This is a genomic window from Moorena sp. SIO4E2 (assembly GCF_010671945.1).
GTDB lineage: Bacteria > Cyanobacteriota > Cyanobacteriia > Cyanobacteriales > Coleofasciculaceae > Moorena > Moorena producens.
Map to the genome: position 1 here is coordinate 1 of NZ_JAAHIE010000120.1, position 16,170 is coordinate 16,170.

The window sequence follows — 16,170 nt, forward strand, 5'->3', positions numbered from 1 at the left end:
ATTCATATAATTCGCCAACTCCTGCGCTACCAACCAGATGCTTTGAAGAAAGTATTTTTTATTAAGGACGGTTCTACGGGATACTTTGGTCAGACTGCTTTATTACATAAGCCAATGCTTGACATGGTTAACTGGCTTCTAGATAAGCATGACATCGTATTAGCAGGTTTGGAAAAGAGCGGACCCTTTGTAGACCATGCTCAAGCAATTCAGCAGAATTTAGATCCTGGTAAGATACTCATCCCGACTGATGATTATATTTACCGCTACATTCTTCCTCGAACACGTAATTCTCAAGATCTATATGGTTCAAGTACCAACTATGGTCATAAAGTCATCTTTAAGGCTCGAAATGGACAAATGTACGTTGTTTCAATTCCAGTACGAGAACTGAAAGAAAATCCTACCATTAATGATCTTCCGAATTTACAGGTGATTTTGTCCAACGTTGAAGCTCTACACTGTGATATGTATGATTCTGCGCTTTTCCCTGTGGCTCTAGTCAATAAGTTGGTTAGTCTCTCGGCTCACCCCAGTCAGCGCATTTTGCAAAAGTTTGCTAATCAATCAATCAGTAGATAATTTCATCAGGACGATCAATCTGGCTCTACCGAACTCACGTTAGTTTATAGTCAAAATCAAGATAAACCAGCAAGATTAAAAAGCGTTGGCTCCTATACTAGGGATTAATCCTGTCGGATTTAATCCTAGGATCCGGAGCCATTTTGCTCAAAGCTTAACTTCAATATCAACTCCAGCAGGCAAATCCAATTTCATCAGAGCATCAATAGTCTTTGAAGAAGGCTGATAAATATCAATAATCCGTTGGTGAGTACGTGTTTCAAAGTGTTCCCGAGAATCTTTATCAACGTGAGGCGATCGCAAAACACAGTAAATACGACGTCGAGTGGGTAAGGGAATCGGGCCAATAGCTGTAGCATTTGTCCGGTTTGCTGTATCTACAATCTTCTCACAGGAAGTGTCCAGCAAGCGTCTATCAAAGGCTTTTAGTCGAATCCGAATTTTCTGCTGTTGAATAGTTGCCATTTTTTTAATTTTCTAGGTTCTTTTGTTAGCGTAAATAAACATGAATAAAGAGCAGAGAAGCTAGAACTTCCCTGCTCCTACTCTATAGTAGAGTACTGCTATTCGAGGATCTTGCTGACCACACCTGAGCCGATGGTGCGACCACCTTCACGGATAGCAAAGCGCATTCCTTGTTCAATCGCAATGGCGTTGATCAGGCTCACTGTCATTTTGATGCGATCGCCTGGCATCACCATCTCAGCTGTAGAGCCATCGTCAGCAGTAAAGGCATCAATAGTGCCAGTCACATCAGTGGTTCGTACATAGAACTGAGGGCGATAGCCGGAGAAGAAGGGAGTATGACGTCCACCTTCTTCTTTCTTCAGGACATATACCTCAGATTCAAACTTGGTGTGAGGGGTGATTGAACCGGGCTTGGCAAGTACCATACCCCGCTCAATGTTCTCTTTTTGGATACCCCGCAGCAGTAGCCCAACATTGTCTCCAGCCATCCCTTCGTCTAGGGTCTTCTGGAACATTTCCACACCAGTTACGGTGGTGTTACGGGTCTCTTTAAGCCCGATAATTTCTACCGTCTCACCAACTTTAACTTTACCCCGCTCGATTCGACCGGTGGCAACAGTTCCCCGACCAGTGATGGAGAAGACATCTTCCACTGCCATCAGGAATGGCTTATCCACATCCCGCTCTGGTGTGGGAATGTATGAGTCTACATTAGACATCAGTTCTAGTACCAGATCAGTCCACTCATTGTCACCTTTGGCAATGCTTGGATTCTCGGTCAGGGCGTTTACAGCCTCTAAGGCTGACCCAGCCACAATCGGGATATTGTCCCCGTCAAAGTCATAATCGCTCAACAGTTCCCGAATTTCCAGTTCTACTAGCTCTAGGAGTTCTTCATCATCTACTTGGTCTTTCTTATTTAAGAAAACCACGATGTTAGGAACTCCCACCTGCCGAGCTAGGAGGATATGTTCTTTCGTTTGTGGCATGGCACCGTCAGCGGCAGAAACCACCAGAATTGCCCCATCCATTTGCGCCGCACCCGTGATCATGTTTTTCACATAGTCAGCGTGGCCTGGGCAATCTACGTGGGCATAGTGGCGATTTTCGGTTTCGTACTCTACATGAGCAGTATTGATGGTAATCCCCCGTGCTTTTTCCTCAGGAGCTGCATCAATTTCCTCGTAGTTCCTCGCTTTTGCCTTCCCTTGAGCCGCCAATGTCATAGTAATAGCAGCAGTTAGGGTAGTCTTGCCGTGGTCTACGTGACCAATCGTGCCAATGTTGACGTGGGGTTTATTCCTTTCAAACTTTTCGCGTGCCATGAATTACATGTTCCTTTTTTTGTTATGCGTTCCCTTGATTCTTAGCAATGATGGCTTCTGCCACATTGCGAGGTACTTCATCATAGGTGTTAAACTCCATAGAGAAAATACCCCGACCTTGGGTCTTAGACCGGATATCCGTAGCATAACCAAACATCTCTGCTAATGGAACTTTAGCAGTGACTTTGGCAATGCCGTCTTCAGAACCCATACCTTCAATTTGACCACGGCGGGAGTTGAGGTCACCCATGACATCCCCAAGGAAGTCTTCGGGCACTTCAACCTCAACTTTCATCATAGGCTCTAGGAGTACTGGCGCAGCCTTCATCACAGCATTCCGCATGGCCATAGAACCAGCAATCTTAAATGCCATTTCTGAAGAGTCTACGTCGTGATAAGACCCATCTACTAGGGTAACTTTCACGTCGATCACTGGATACCCTGCTAGAATTCCCGATTCACAGGCTTCCTTCATCCCTTGTTCAGCAGGAGAGATGTACTCTCTCGGTACAGAACCACCTACGATCTTGGAGACAAATTCAAAACCACTACCAGTATCTCCTGGTTCCAATTCAACAATAACGTGACCATACTGACCTTTACCGCCACTTTGACGGATAAATTTGCCTTCCGCCTGGACTGATTTACGAATCGTCTCTCGATAGGCTACCTGGGGAGCGCCCACATTCGCTTCTACCTTAAACTCTCGCAGCATCCGGTCTACCAGGATTTCCAAGTGCAGCTCACCCATGCCCGCAATCACGGTTTGGTTGGTTTCTGGGTCAATGCTGACCCGGAAGGTAGGGTCTTCTTCAGATAGGGCTTGGAGGGCTTTGGATAGCTTCTCCATATCCTGCTTGGTTTTTGGCTCTACTGCCACCGAGATCACTGGTTCTGGAATGAAGAGGGATTCCAAAATAATCGGAGACTCTTCGTCACAAATAGTATCCCCAGTGATAGTATGCTTCAAACCAACCGCAGCGCCCAAGTCTCCAGCCCGCAACTCCTCTACTTCAATCCGGTCATCAGCTTTCAATACAATCAAGCGAGATATCCGTTCCTTCTTATCCTTAGTGGAGTTGAGGACATAGCTCCCCTTCTTCAGTACCCCAGAGTACACCCGTAGGAAAGTTAGGCGACCATAGGGGTCTGCCATAATCTTAAATGCCAGAGCTGACATAGGGGCTTCGTCATCAGCCACCCGCTCGACGGTTTCACCCTTAGGCATAGTACCTTGAATTGGCGGAACATCAATCGGAGCTGGTAGGTAATCAATAACCGCATCCAACAGCAGCTGAACCCCTTTGTTCTTGAATGCAGAGCCACACAGCATGGGAACGATTCTGCCCTCAATGGTTCCTTTGCGCAGGGCTTCACGAATTTCCTCTGCCGTGATTTCCTCTCCTTCAAGGTACTTCTCAATTAACGCCTCGTCAGTTTCAGCCACCGATTCCACTAATTTGGCATGGTATTCTTGGGCTTGCTCTTTGACCTCTTCAGGAATTTCTGTATCTTCGATGTCAGTTCCCAGGTCATTGGTGTATATCTTGGCTCGCATCCGCACCAAGTCAACAATTCCTCTAAAATCCTTTTCACTGCCAATAGGGATTTGGATGGGAACAGCATTGGAGCGCAATCGGTCACGAACTTGCTCGTAGACCTTGAAGAAGTTTGCTCCTGTCCGGTCCATTTTATTAACAAAAGCAATTCGAGGTACCTGATAGCGGTCTGCTTGCCGCCAGACTGTTTCAGACTGAGGCTGGACACCACCTACGGAGCAAAACACAGCAATCACACCATCCAATACCCGCATGGAGCGTTCCACTTCAATGGTGAAGTCAACGTGACCGGGAGTATCGATAATATTAATCCGATGCTCTCGCCAGTTGGTGCTAATCGCAGCAGCAGTGATCGTGATTCCCCGCTCCCGCTCTTGGTCCATCCAATCAGTTACAGCTGTACCTTCATGGACTTCACCAATTTTGTGAACAATTCCGGAATAAAACAGGATTCGTTCAGTTGTTGTTGTTTTGCCCGCATCAATATGAGCTGCAATTCCGATATTGCGTGTTTTCTCAAGGGGGATGGTGCGTGCCACGGTTACCTCCTTTATCTGGTGCCACCATTTCCTCACCAGGTAGCTATCTATTTACAATTTTATACTTTTTTTAAGTTTTTTAGGCATTTGTGGACATTATCTTATGGCTACCAGGTTCTTGTTCTGAACTTTTAGGGTAATTAGTACCGATAGTGGGCAAAAGCTTTATTTGCCTCGGCCATTCTATGGGTTTCTTCACGCTTGCGAATAGCATTTCCGGTTTCATTGGCAGCATCCATCAGCTCATTAGCCAATTTGCTAGCCATGCTCCGACCGGAGCGACTTCTGGAGAATTTAATCAGCCAGCGTAGGGCTAGGGTAGTCCCTCGCTCAGCCTTTACTTCCATAGGAACCTGATAGGTTGCCCCACCAACCCGGCGAGCCTTGACTTCTACTAGAGGCGTCAGGTTACGCACAGCTTTTTCAAAAGTTTCTATGGGATCAGCTCCAGTTCTTTCTTCAATGATTTTCATTGCGTCATAGATAATTCGGTAGGCAAGGGATTTCTTGCCATGACGCATCAGTCTACACCCCAACATACAAATCAGGCGACTGTTATAGACTGGGTCAGGGGGGACAGGACGCTTTTTAACAACTGAGCGACGAGACATAAGTAAGCTTCAGAAAAAATCAAAAATACAGTTTACTATTAAAAATTAACCAAGGCAAACAAATACACTCCTGTGATTAACCCTAGTGTGATTAACCCTGGTGCGATTAACCTTGGTTATACAGTTAGCTTATGGTTGGTCTTGTAAATCCTGTTTTTGTTTACAGGTTGTACGAGAAGCTAATCAGTGCAGCTTTCTAGTATGCCTAGGCTTCAGGAATTGAATCTTTCCTTGGGCAACGACCAAGCGCTATTTATCGGCATGGGTGAGATTACAGCAACTCTATTGCTGGAAGTCTCTTACTGTAGAGGGGTTAATGCTCGTGAGTTTACTTAGGGCGCTTCGTCCCATACTTAGAACGACCTTGACGCCGATCCTTAACTCCTGCCGTATCAAGGGTACCCCGAATAATGTGATATCGCACTCCAGGTAAGTCCTTAACACGACCGCCTCTGATCATCACGACGGAGTGTTCTTGTAGGTTATGACCAATACCAGGAATATAAGCTGTTACTTCAAATCCTGAAGTCAGACGAACCCTTGCCACCTTTCGCAAGGCTGAGTTCGGCTTTTTGGGTGTGGTTGTGAAGACTCTAGTACAAACACCACGGCGCTGGGGACATTGTTTCAGCGCTGGGGACTTAGTTTTCTTCTTAGCTTTGAAGCGCTCGTTACTAATGAGCTGCTGAATGGTGGGCATGGGTTACGGCTTAATAAACATTGGTTGATTGAACTTAATCAACTACAAACAAACCAAAGGTAATTATACCAATAATAACACTATGGTGTCAATCTGGCTCCTGTGATGGGTCTACACGAAAGGAATTACCGCAGTCGCAGCTTTCTGAAGCGTTAGGGTTATGGAAGCGAAACCCTCCTCCCATGAGGTCTTCTGAGTAATCTAGAGTTAAGCCATTGATAGTTTTTAGGCTTTGCGGGTCTACTATGACACTGATGCCATCACACTCATAGACCTGATCCTCAGAATTGATCACTTGCTCAAAGTCAATAGTGTAGTAAAAATCAGCACACCCCCCCTGGCGCACACCTAGACGTAATTTGGCCTCTGGCTTTTGACCCTTGGACTGTACACGTCTAATCTCACTCGCAGCAGCTTTACTCAGTTTAATCATTAACGATAGTAACTATACGCAACAACTAGCACCAGCTAATGTTACCTCAAAAAGGAATAGTCATTAATCATTAGTCATTTAATTTGCCACTGCCAAGAGGCTTTTTTGGGCATCCTAAAGACTTATAACTAATGACTAATGACTACTAACTAAAGACTTACAACTAATGAGCCCTTTGGGTAATTCAAAATTCAAAATTCAAAATTCAAAATTCACGCATCAAGTTTAGAACAAATTTTGAATTAATTAATTCCGGGTACAAGCCCCCCGGGGAATTAAAAATTAAAAATTAAAAATTAAAAATCTAGAATTGTCCGAATCATTTTGAATTAATAATTTTGAACTTTGAATTGGAGCGTTCGCGCAGCGTGACCTACGGTCAAGCGAGTTGTGGTCTTCAATCAGTGGCGGGTACAAGCCCCCACTGATTGTCATTTTGAATTAATAATTTTTAATTTTGAATTGGAGCGTTCGCACCTCAAGGAGCGTCGGCAATGCCTATAGCGTGACCTACGGTCAAGCGACTTGACTCAATCTATTTGTCTTCTGCTTTGCTACGGGCATAGTCATCTTCAAAACGAATAATGTCATCTTCTCCGAGGTATTCTCCATTCTGAACTTCAATTAAAACGAGGGGAATAACACCAGGATTCTCTAGTCGATGAGCATGGCCTTGGGGAACATAGGTTGATTGATTTTGATGAATAATTTCTTGTTTATCGCCACAAAGAACTTTAGCTGTACCACTGACAACAATCCAGTGTTCGCTCCTATGGTAGTGCATCTGTAAACTTAAGCGATGACCCGGCTTGACTTCAATGCGCTTGATTTTGTATCCCCGTCCTTCTTCTAAGACAGTGAATGACCCCCAAGGTCGTAGTTCGGTAGCGGCAACGCCTTCAGCTACTCGGGATGACTGTAGGGTAATTGCGGAAACTTGAGAAATTTCTTTTGACTGAACCATGGTTTTGTTACTGAAAACGTCTAGCTAAGTGATTTTGGTAAAGTTGACTAATCGGTTACTAATTTCTAGCTTAAACAAAATCAAGGATAATTGACTATAACCAAACCTAGCAAACTATAACTATTTTTTTAATGTCAGATTAGTCTATTCCCTGAATTTATATCAATTCTTTACACTCTTATATAGTTATCTTGACCTAAGTGGAAGCTGAATAAACCTATAGTTAAGGGATTCGTGATTTCGGAAAATCTTAATAAATATGAGCACTTCATAATTCCTTCATACTTAATACTTAATACTTCTTAAACTATTAGGGAACAGGTGTAAAAAAGATGCCCAGACCGTTGTTAACTGGTGCTGCTGTATAGGGAGAGCGATCTAGGAGTTGACCACCTAGATAAAGTCCAGTTGAGCTACCCCCGTCAAGATTGAGGGCATTAATGGCTCCCAATTTCTGCATCAACTGAGCTGTTTCCCTTAATGTTGGGCCACGTCCAGTATGACTATACTGAAAAGCAGCAATAATCAATGTGCCATTAGCAGTGCTTCCAATAGCACTGCGTGGAGCAGACTGCTGAATAAAGGCATCACTAAATTGTTCCGATTTGCCATCCAAAACAATAAGCCTATCTTGTAGTAGCAGTGGTCCACCACCGAGAATATGGGGGTAGCCATTGAAGTCAGCGGGAAAGGTACTTCCCTCAATTCGCACTTGGGTACCGATACTAAGATCATGAACGGCTGTGCTGTTGGCCCTCAGGGTAACTAGATAGCCATTGGGGGGGATAGGAAAGGCTTGCTGACCGGCAAGTCCTCCAGGCAACAGATGGGTGACCGAGTTGTTCTGGACAACTACGATGATTTCATGATCAATTAAGGGAGTGTAGGTTGGTCCAAAGGCGCGAGTGTAGCGGGCAATTCCAGCTTTGACATAACCACTGTTGAGGAATAGTACTGGCAAACGTTTCTGGTTTGAGGTAACTAAGGTTTCGGTCAGGCTCAGTCGTCCGAGTTTAACGTGACCGCGATCATTCCAAGCGATCGCTCCCCGGTTCAAAATTGGACCGGATAACCACCGACTATCACGGCGAATTGCTCCTAAGGGCAATTGGTTGTTACGGTTGAAAAAGCCAGCATTAATTGCAGCAGATGCTTGCCACCACTGAGCAGCTTTAATTAGTGGGGCTGTTCCCACTTGCGTCGTAGCATTACTGCCAATCGGTCTGAGGCGCAAGTGGTGAGATTTGGGGTCAACCTCCAGCCACACCACTGGGAAACTAGTATCTTTGAGACTAATCAACTGCTGACGCCACTGGATGCCAGGTGCCCAGAGAATATTTTTCTTGACCATGGCATCGGGTCGCAAATCAATCACCAATCGAAACGGGTTAGGCAAGGTGAAAACTCGCAGACGTTTACCTTTGGGGAAATCCACCCTGAGCCTAGTTTGGTTCTGATGGCTTTCTAAGCGGATAACCGGTTTATCCATAGGAGCGCCCACGGAAATGGGAGCTACATCTTCAGGCCCTTGGATCTTGGCACCCTCTAGAGCATTAAAACCCTTGACTAGTGACTGGTCGGCTGAGGCAGCTACTGTAATCACACCTTCAGTGCGTCGGTCATTGACTTGCCAGAAGGTTGGGCGGTCTAAATCAAGAACAATACGATTACCCCAAGGCTGACGTCCCTGGCGGATAGCCTTCACCCTGGCTGGCATGGAAGAGATATACAGCTTATCCCCGTGAACTTGTAACTGCCAACCTGCTGTTTTGGCAAAATCGGTAATATCTAGATATCGATAAGCACCACTAACTTGGCTGGGGAAAACTACTGATGTACTCCGGGGTTTAGAAAACCACCGGATCGGTTGCTTGGTAAAATCTTTACTATTGAGCATTTCTATGCCCAAAGTTTGCATCGCTCCTACATCACTGATGCCAGTGCGCACTGAGGTTCCGACCAGCCACTGCTGCCAAGGTAAGTTGATCCGCTGACCATTTAAATACACTTGAAACCCTTGTCGGATCACCTGGGGGGGGACAGAGAAAAACTCTACCTCTAAGGTGTTATCAGGCATGGGTGGTAGCTCTTCCAATAGTTTCTTCCCCTTTAAAACTAGGATGTTCTCCTGGGTGGTTTGGGATAAACTTTGAACGAGGACAGGGGTCTCTTCATCTGCTGGGGGCAACTGGTTAAGTAACTCTTTAAAGCTATTTAAGATTAAGGGTTCAATTGCTCCAACTCGCCTATTTGCCGTAGCTACGGATGCTGGGAATAGAATTAGGAGCAAGAGGGTAATGGCTAGCTTGGAGATCTTAGTCCACACTTTTGTAGTATCAATTCCGGTCTTTGGTGTTACTCTAGTCACCATCAAAGGGTTCCATTGAGCATTGGTTGCTGCTAGTAGCCTGTTTCCTCAAAGGACTGATTTGGCTGAAAGCATACCTTTCATAGCCTAAATCAGTCAGCAAAAACTATAGAGAAGGTTTAATTTCACATACTCTTAACCTAGGCTCTAGGCATTTAGGCTCTAGGCATGGCGTTGCTTAATAATGGAATGATTTTATAGCAGTCGCCAGGGTAATTAGGACATGACAAAAGTCTCAAACTACAGTTTGGCTTGAGTTTAACTTCTGACTTCTGACTTCTGACTTCTGACTTCTGCTATAAGAGTAGGTGCGCGCCTCCAAGGCCGCGAGCAATCCCTCGCGGCCTTGGGTCGCACCTGTGGAATGGGCATCTTGCTTAGGTGCGCTCTTACTTGGCGAATTAAATTCGCCACGGGTCGCACCTGTGGAATGGGCATCTTGCGTGGAACTGGCATCTTGCCAGTTTCAATATCTTTTCGCGCGGGCAGGATGCCCACTCTACTTATATTCATTCAAAAATTGAGCAACGCTCTAGGCATTTAGGCTAAGTGGGTTCTAAAAAAGTTATGAAGCACTCCGGGTCAAGCACGGAGGCCCTCAACTCCCCCTTTTGTAAGACCTAAGACCATGAGCCTAATACCTAGGCATTTAGAGAGGAGATGCCACCTGGTCTAAACTAAGACTGTGATGAAGGCTACTGTGACAACATCAAGTCCTGTCAGTGCAAAAGAGTCGTTAAGAAAGCTATTTTGAGTTTCGCTCAATGGTCTTGATCACTGCTACGGTAAATCCACCAATTTCTTCCCGAGTAAAATTTTCAGTAGGTTTATGGAGAAATTAGGTATTGCTATCGCTAACCTATTTCTTATATCATGACTATCCACCTATATAGGTAAGTTTCTAGGATTTATGCCAGCGTCAGGGAACCCTGGTCACTTTGGTCATCAGCTAGGTGGTTAGTTGCATGCCCTTGTTGAAGCACTAAGCGTGTTGCTACTGGTAAAACCTGATCAGGTTAACTACATCCCTTGCTCTGTGTCGGAGGATGTAGCTTTTGTGTCAGCAGCTGACCAGATTTCATTGGATACTCAGGATAGGAGTTTCTAAGGGAAAAAAAGCTTGATAGATTTTTCCACCCAGGGACTCGGGATTAGACCCAACCAAATTCTGGCTCACCATTGATGGTAAATCATTGTTGATTTTTCCAGCCTAGTAGCAGTCTATAGGTCACTGCTACTAGGTTAATAGTCCTCAGTCTGTAATGAAAGCATCACTAAACACCGTGAATAATTGGATGAATAATATCGATAACCAGAAAAACCAGGAAGATCTACAACACTATCACAAAAGGATACCGTATCCAGGTCAACGTTGGTTGGTGGAGGAACGAGATGCCTGTGGGGTTGGCTTTATTGCTTCTGGGCAGGGTATAGCTAGCCATAAATTGATTGAACAAGCTCTAGTGGCACTGGGTTGTTTAGAACACCGGGGGGGGTGTAGTGCTGACCAAGATTCAGGGGATGGTGCAGGCTTATTGACCGCTATTCCCTGGAAACTGTTGCAAAAATGGTTGACCGAACAAGGAATTGACCAGCCTCCTACGGAGCAGTTGGGAGTTGGGATGGTATTCTTGCCTCAGGATGAGACGTTGGTTAGCCAAGGTAAGTCAATTGTTGAGGAAGTCCTCGCTCAAGAAGGCTTAAAGGTTTTAGGCTGGCGTGTGGTACCAGTACGTTCAGAGATCCTGGGTATCCAAGCGAAAGCCAATCAACCCCATATCGAACAGTTGATCGTAGCCTCTGAAGGGGAGATAGGAGATGAACTGGAGCGTTTGCTGTTCAAAACTCGCTGTCGCATTGCTAAGGCCCTAAAATCTCAGAGTACCATCCGAGTGCCTGAGGATTGGTATTTTTGCTCTTTTTCTAGTCGCACGATTGTCTACAAAGGCATGGTGCGCTCAGCGGTACTTGGAGAGTTTTATTTAGATTTAAAAAATCCTGATTACCAGAGTGGTTTTGCTGTCTATCATCGACGCTTTAGCACCAATACTATGCCCAAGTGGCCCCTCGCTCAACCGATGCGCTTGTTGGGACATAATGGTGAGATTAATACTCTGTTGGGCAATGTCAACTGGATGATCGCCCGAGAGGCTGACTTGGCTCATCCGGTTTGGGAAAAAGGGTTGAAGGCAAATAACCTTGAATCTGCAACCGAAACTAACCTGAAACCAAATAACTCCTTAGATGAGATCAAGCCTATTATCAATCCAGAAAACAGTGACTCAGCCATCTTAGATAATGTATTTGAATTACTGGTGCAATCTGGACGCAGTCCTCTGGCAGGATTAATGATCATGGTGCCGGAGGCTTACCAAAATCAGCCGGATTTGGATAACTATCCGGAAATTGTTGATTTTTATGAATACTACAGTGGAATTCAGGAAGCTTGGGATGGTCCAGCGCTATTAGTATTCAGTGATGGGAAAACAGTGGGAGCCAGCCTAGACCGAAATGGATTACGACCGGCTCGTTATAGCATTACCCGGGATGGCTATGTGGTGGTGGCATCAGAAGTGGGGGTAGTGGACTTGCCAGAATCCGAGATTGTGGAAAAGGGCAGACTCGGACCAGGGCAAATGATTGCTGTTGACCTGGAAAGCAACGAAATTCTAAAAAACTGGGACATCAAGCAACGGATGGCAGCTCAGCAACCCTATGGTCAGTGGCTGAAGCAGTATCGTGTAAAATTGGAACCCCAACCCTTTACTGAGGCTCCTGAACAAGATGCGGCTGAGTTACTGCGTCAGCAGACCGCTTTTGGCTACACTGCTGAGGATGTGGAGATGATCATCCAGCCGATGAGCACCCAGGGGAAAGAACCTACTTTCTGTATGGGAGATGATATTCCCTTGGCGGTACTCTCCAATAAGTCTCGACTACTCTATGACTATTTCAAACAACGCTTTGCCCAGGTCACTAACCCACCTATTGACCCTCTGCGGGAAAGTTTGGTGATGTCGTTGAGTATAGAGCTGGGTGAGCGAGGGAATATATTAGAAGCTAAGCCCGAGTATGCCCAGTTGTTAAAGCTGGAAACCCCAGTACTCAATGAGGCCGAGTTGGCAGCGGTGAAAGCCTCAGGGTTTGAGACGGCTGAACTGTCTACTTTATTTGAAATTGCTACTGGTCCGGGGGGGCTAGAAGTAGCTGTGAGTCGTCTGTGTGACCAAGCGGCTGAGTCGGTAAGGGCTGGCAAAAAGATTCTGATTTTGAGTGATAAAACTGCTGGAGGGCTTTCTGAAAACTACACCTATATTCCACCAATGTTGGCTGTAGGTGCGGTTCACCACCACCTGATCTCTCAAGGATTAAGGATGAAGGCATCCATTATTGTGGAAACGGCTCAATGCTGGAGTACTCATCACTATGCTTGCTTAATCGGTTATGGTGCATCAGCAGTTTGTCCGTATTTGACTTGGGAATCGGTGCGGAATTGGTGGGCTAATCCTAAAACTCAAAAATTGATGGCCCAGGGGAAACTGGAAAGCCTAACCATAGACCAAGCTCAGAAAAATTATCGCAAGGCGGTAGAAGCAGGTTTATTGAAAATCCTATCTAAGATGGGAATTTCCCTATTATCGTCTTACCATGGCGCTCAGATTTTTGAAGCTATTGGCATTGGTGGGGATTTATTGGCACTAGCCTTTAAGGGAACTACATCCCGGCTGGGAGGTTTGAGTATTGCTGATTTAGCTCAGGAAGTGATGGAGTTTCACAAGCGGGCTTTCCCCCTGACGGCTAAGAAACTGGAAAACTTTGGCTTTATCAATTACCGTCCTCGGGGCGAGTATCACATGAACAGCCCTCAAATGGCTAAAGCCCTACACAAGGCGGTTTCTGCTTTCGTCCGTGACCAATCCTCTAACAATGGCAACGGGAAACATCACAAAGAGTTGGAAGTTAGCAAGTTGCAGGTTAAACCTTCAAACCTTGAAGCTAACAAAGAAGCCTACGACCACTACGATGTGTATCGCAAACTGTTGGAAGAGCGTCCAGCAACTGCACTACGAGATTTGTTGGACTTCAACAGCGACCAACCTACTATTGAGATCGAGGAAGTAGAACCTGTTGAGGAAATTGTCAAGCGCTTCTGTACCGGCGCAATGTCCCTAGGCTCTCTATCCCGAGAAGCTCATGAAACTCTAGCTATTGCGATGAACCGGATTGGCGGTAAATCCAACAGTGGTGAAGGGGGTGAAGACCCAGTGCGCTTCACCATTCTGAATGATGTGGATCAGACTGGTCATTCTCAGACTCTACCTCACTTAAAGGGATTACGTAATGGGGATGTTGCTTCCTCTGCGGTTAAGCAAGTAGCATCTGGTCGTTTTGGAGTAACACCAGAGTACCTGATGAGTGGGAAGCAGTTAGAAATTAAGATTGCTCAAGGTGCTAAGCCAGGGGAAGGGGGTCAGTTACCGGGTAAGAAGGTCAGTCCCTACATTGCTAAGCTGCGGCGTTCTAAGCCAGGGGTAACCCTAATTTCCCCACCACCCCATCATGATATCTATTCGATTGAAGACCTAGCGCAGCTGATTTTTGATTTGCATCAGATTAACCCTCAAGCTAAGGTATCTGTGAAGTTGGTGGCAGAAATTGGGATTGGAACTGTTGCGGCTGGGGTAGCTAAAGCGAATGCGGATGTAATCCAAATTTCTGGTCATGATGGCGGGACTGGAGCATCTCCCCTGAGTTCGATTAAGCACGCTGGAGTGCCTTGGGAACTGGGAGTAACTGAAGTACATCGGATCTTGATGGAAAACCAACTACGCGATCGCGTTTTGCTGCGGGTAGATGGTGGCTTAAAAACTGGTTGGGACGTACTGATGGCGGCCTTGATGGGAGGACAAGAGTTCGGTTTCGGTTCGGTATCGATGATTGCTGAAGGCTGCATTATGGCACGGATTTGCCATACCAATCAATGTCCTGTAGGAGTTGCTACTCAGCAAGAACGGCTGCGCCAGCGCTTTAGCGGGATTCCAGGCCATGTTGTCAACTTCTTCTACTTTGTGGCTCAGGAAGTGCGATCGCTTCTTGCCAAACTAGGTTACCGTTCCTTAAAGGATATCATTGGTCGGGCTGATCTACTCAAAGTCCGGGAGGACCTTGAGTTGACTAAGACATCTATGCTGAATCTAGATTGTCTGACTCAGCTGCCTGATACTCGCACAGACCGCAGTTGGCTTAACCATAACGATGTCCACAGCAACGGACCAGTGCTAGATGATCAACTGCTGGCTGACGCTGACCTGACGAATGCTATTCAAAACCATGGGTCTGTGACTAAAGATGTGGACATCGTGAACACTGACCGTACTGTAGGGGCTCGAATTGCTGGAGTAATTGCCAAGCAGTATGGTAACAGTGGTTTCGATGGAAACATTACTCTCAACTTCAAGGGGGCTGCGGGTCAAAGCTTTGGTGCCTTTAACCTGCCTAGTATGACCCTGATTTTAACTGGTGAAGCCAATGACTATGTAGGTAAAGGGATGCATGGTGGTGAAATTATTATCAAACCACCCGCTGATGCCACCTACGACCCAGCTAACAATGTGATTGTAGGTAACACCTGCCTCTACGGTGCCACTGGCGGAACCTTATTTGCCCATGGCGGTGCTGGTGAGCGGTTTGGTGTGCGCAACTCTAAAGGCTGTGCTGTGATTGAGGCAGCTGGTGATCACTGCTGTGAATACATGACCGGTGGTGTAATTGTAGTCTTAGGGAAAGTGGGACGCAATGTAGGTGCTGGTATGACTGGTGGTTTAGCCTACTTCCTAGATGAAGAGGAGAGTTTTCCCGCCAAAGTGAACCAGGATGTCAAGATTCAACGGCTGATTTCAGCGGCTGGAGAGCAGCAGTTGAAAGGCTTAATTCAAGACCATGCCACTCGGACTGGTAGCCCGAAAGCCCAGATGATTCTGGATAACTGGTCTGAATATCTGCCCAAATTCTGGCAAGTGGTACCGCCTTCTGAGGCGGATACTCCTCAAGCCAATCCTGATGTGGTAGAGGAACGGGAGTTAGTTTCTTCGACAGTAGGCTAAAAACCTTGAACGCGATCGCGTGGCCTATTGGCCAAGGTTCTAGGTTGGCTTGGGTTAAAAGTTGCAGGTTAGAAGGTTGAAGGTTGGTTTGATCACCTTTAACCTTCAACCTGTCAAGATTCAACTGTGAAGAATCTTGGCCTTTAGGCCACGCGATCGCGTTCAACCTTTCACCTGCTCTAGGTCGATCTTTTCGAGGCAAAATTCATTCACAGATGCTTGACGACGAATCATCATCTCCCTTACCCAATCACGATTGCCTCGCTTAATATACTCTTCAATACAGTAAGCATAATAGCCAATGTGATTAGACTCGTCACTGATGAATTTATCGGATATCGTAGTTACCTTCTGTAAATCTTAAGGTCTGGCGTAGGCTTGCAGCACAGGACGCAAAAGAATTGGAATTTAAGTAAAATTTAACTAATTAAATTGGCTATACCGAACTGGCTGTGTAAAAATGTTATAAAATAATTATAGCAGTCCTAAATGATTCGTTAAATCTATTGGCCAAAGC

At 45.8% G+C, this 16,170-nt stretch carries 11 protein-coding genes and 1 pseudogene; 3 read left to right on the top strand and 9 right to left on the bottom strand.

Annotated features, from left to right (window positions below; all coding sequences use genetic code 11):
- Positions 1–582: pseudogene (locus tag F6K37_RS14910) on the top strand (NurA domain-containing protein); the annotation flags it as partial.
- A 147-nt stretch (positions 583–729) separates the two neighbouring features.
- Here the strand turns inward: F6K37_RS14910 and rpsJ are convergent.
- From rpsJ to rpsG, 4 genes are all read right to left on the bottom strand, one after another.
- On the bottom strand, positions 730–1,047 hold the full coding sequence (gene rpsJ / locus F6K37_RS14915) for a 30S ribosomal protein S10 (RefSeq protein WP_008179644.1): 318 nt from the start codon (positions 1,045–1,047) through the stop codon (positions 730–732).
- 98 nt (positions 1,048–1,145) lie between these two features.
- On the bottom strand, positions 1,146–2,375 hold the full coding sequence (tuf, locus tag F6K37_RS14920; RefSeq protein ID WP_008179643.1) for an elongation factor Tu: 1,230 nt from the start codon (positions 2,373–2,375) through the stop codon (positions 1,146–1,148).
- 22 nt (positions 2,376–2,397) lie between these two features.
- A complete protein-coding gene (gene fusA / locus F6K37_RS14925) occupies positions 2,398–4,473 on the bottom strand; it encodes an elongation factor G (RefSeq protein WP_071106975.1) in 2,076 nt (691 codons plus the stop codon).
- A 140-nt stretch (positions 4,474–4,613) separates the two neighbouring features.
- Entirely contained in the window at positions 4,614–5,084 is a 471-nt protein-coding gene (gene rpsG / locus F6K37_RS14930; protein WP_008179641.1) for a 30S ribosomal protein S7, read from the bottom strand.
- A gap of 201 nt (positions 5,085–5,285) precedes the next feature.
- On the opposite strand from rpsG, the gene F6K37_RS14935 reads away from it, so the two are divergent.
- Positions 5,286–5,420 (top strand): hypothetical protein, encoded by a 135-nt coding sequence (locus F6K37_RS14935; protein WP_287250979.1) that lies wholly within the window; start codon positions 5,286–5,288, stop codon positions 5,418–5,420.
- On the opposite strand, the gene rpsL is transcribed toward F6K37_RS14935, so the two are convergent.
- The 5 genes from rpsL to F6K37_RS14960 all read right to left on the bottom strand — a co-directional run bounded on the left by rpsL (position 5,413) and on the right by F6K37_RS14960 (position 10,005).
- Entirely contained in the window at positions 5,413–5,784 is a 372-nt protein-coding gene (gene rpsL / locus F6K37_RS14940) for a 30S ribosomal protein S12 (RefSeq protein ID WP_008179640.1), read from the bottom strand. The genes F6K37_RS14935 and rpsL overlap by 8 nt on opposite strands.
- Before the next feature lie 88 nt (positions 5,785–5,872).
- Positions 5,873–6,217, bottom strand: a complete 345-nt coding sequence (locus F6K37_RS14945) for a HesB/IscA family protein (RefSeq protein ID WP_008179639.1) — start codon at positions 6,215–6,217, stop codon at positions 5,873–5,875.
- Positions 6,218–6,752: 535 nt separating this feature from the next.
- On the bottom strand, positions 6,753–7,181 hold the full coding sequence (locus F6K37_RS14950) for a phosphomannose isomerase type II C-terminal cupin domain (protein WP_008179636.1): 429 nt from the start codon (positions 7,179–7,181) through the stop codon (positions 6,753–6,755).
- 310 nt (positions 7,182–7,491) lie between these two features.
- On the bottom strand, positions 7,492–9,552 hold the full coding sequence (locus F6K37_RS14955; RefSeq protein ID WP_008179634.1) for a phosphodiester glycosidase family protein: 2,061 nt from the start codon (positions 9,550–9,552) through the stop codon (positions 7,492–7,494).
- A gap of 255 nt (positions 9,553–9,807) precedes the next feature.
- The gene (locus F6K37_RS14960) at positions 9,808–10,005 is read right to left on the bottom strand and encodes a hypothetical protein (RefSeq protein WP_287250982.1); all 198 of its coding nucleotides are present in this window, start codon (positions 10,003–10,005) and stop codon (positions 9,808–9,810) included.
- A gap of 839 nt (positions 10,006–10,844) precedes the next feature.
- On the opposite strand from F6K37_RS14960, the gene F6K37_RS14965 reads away from it, so the two are divergent.
- Positions 10,845–15,653 (top strand): glutamate synthase-related protein, encoded by a 4,809-nt coding sequence (locus F6K37_RS14965; RefSeq protein WP_287250983.1) that lies wholly within the window; start codon positions 10,845–10,847, stop codon positions 15,651–15,653.
- Positions 15,654–16,170: the final 517 nt, after the last annotated feature.

What these genes read in the sequence shown, in the direction of transcription:
- F6K37_RS14955 (WP_008179634.1), bottom strand. Translation starts at nt 9,552, where the DNA reads ATGGTGACTAGAGTAACACCAAAGACCGGAATTGATACTACAAAAGTG.
- F6K37_RS14945 (WP_008179639.1), bottom strand. Translation starts at nt 6,217, where the DNA reads ATGATTAAACTGAGTAAAGCTGCTGCGAGTGAGATTAGACGTGTACAG.
- F6K37_RS14935 (WP_287250979.1), top strand. Translation starts at nt 5,286, where the DNA reads ATGCCTAGGCTTCAGGAATTGAATCTTTCCTTGGGCAACGACCAAGCG.
- rpsL (WP_008179640.1), bottom strand. Translation starts at nt 5,784, where the DNA reads ATGCCCACCATTCAGCAGCTCATTAGTAACGAGCGCTTCAAAGCTAAG.
- rpsJ (WP_008179644.1), bottom strand. Translation starts at nt 1,047, where the DNA reads ATGGCAACTATTCAACAGCAGAAAATTCGGATTCGACTAAAAGCCTTT.
- F6K37_RS14960 (WP_287250982.1), bottom strand. Translation starts at nt 10,005, where the DNA reads ATGCCAGTTCCACGCAAGATGCCCATTCCACAGGTGCGACCCGTGGCG.
- F6K37_RS14950 (WP_008179636.1), bottom strand. Translation starts at nt 7,181, where the DNA reads ATGGTTCAGTCAAAAGAAATTTCTCAAGTTTCCGCAATTACCCTACAG.
- rpsG (WP_008179641.1), bottom strand. Translation starts at nt 5,084, where the DNA reads ATGTCTCGTCGCTCAGTTGTTAAAAAGCGTCCTGTCCCCCCTGACCCA.
- F6K37_RS14965 (WP_287250983.1), top strand. Translation starts at nt 10,845, where the DNA reads ATGAATAATATCGATAACCAGAAAAACCAGGAAGATCTACAACACTAT.
- tuf (WP_008179643.1), bottom strand. Translation starts at nt 2,375, where the DNA reads ATGGCACGCGAAAAGTTTGAAAGGAATAAACCCCACGTCAACATTGGC.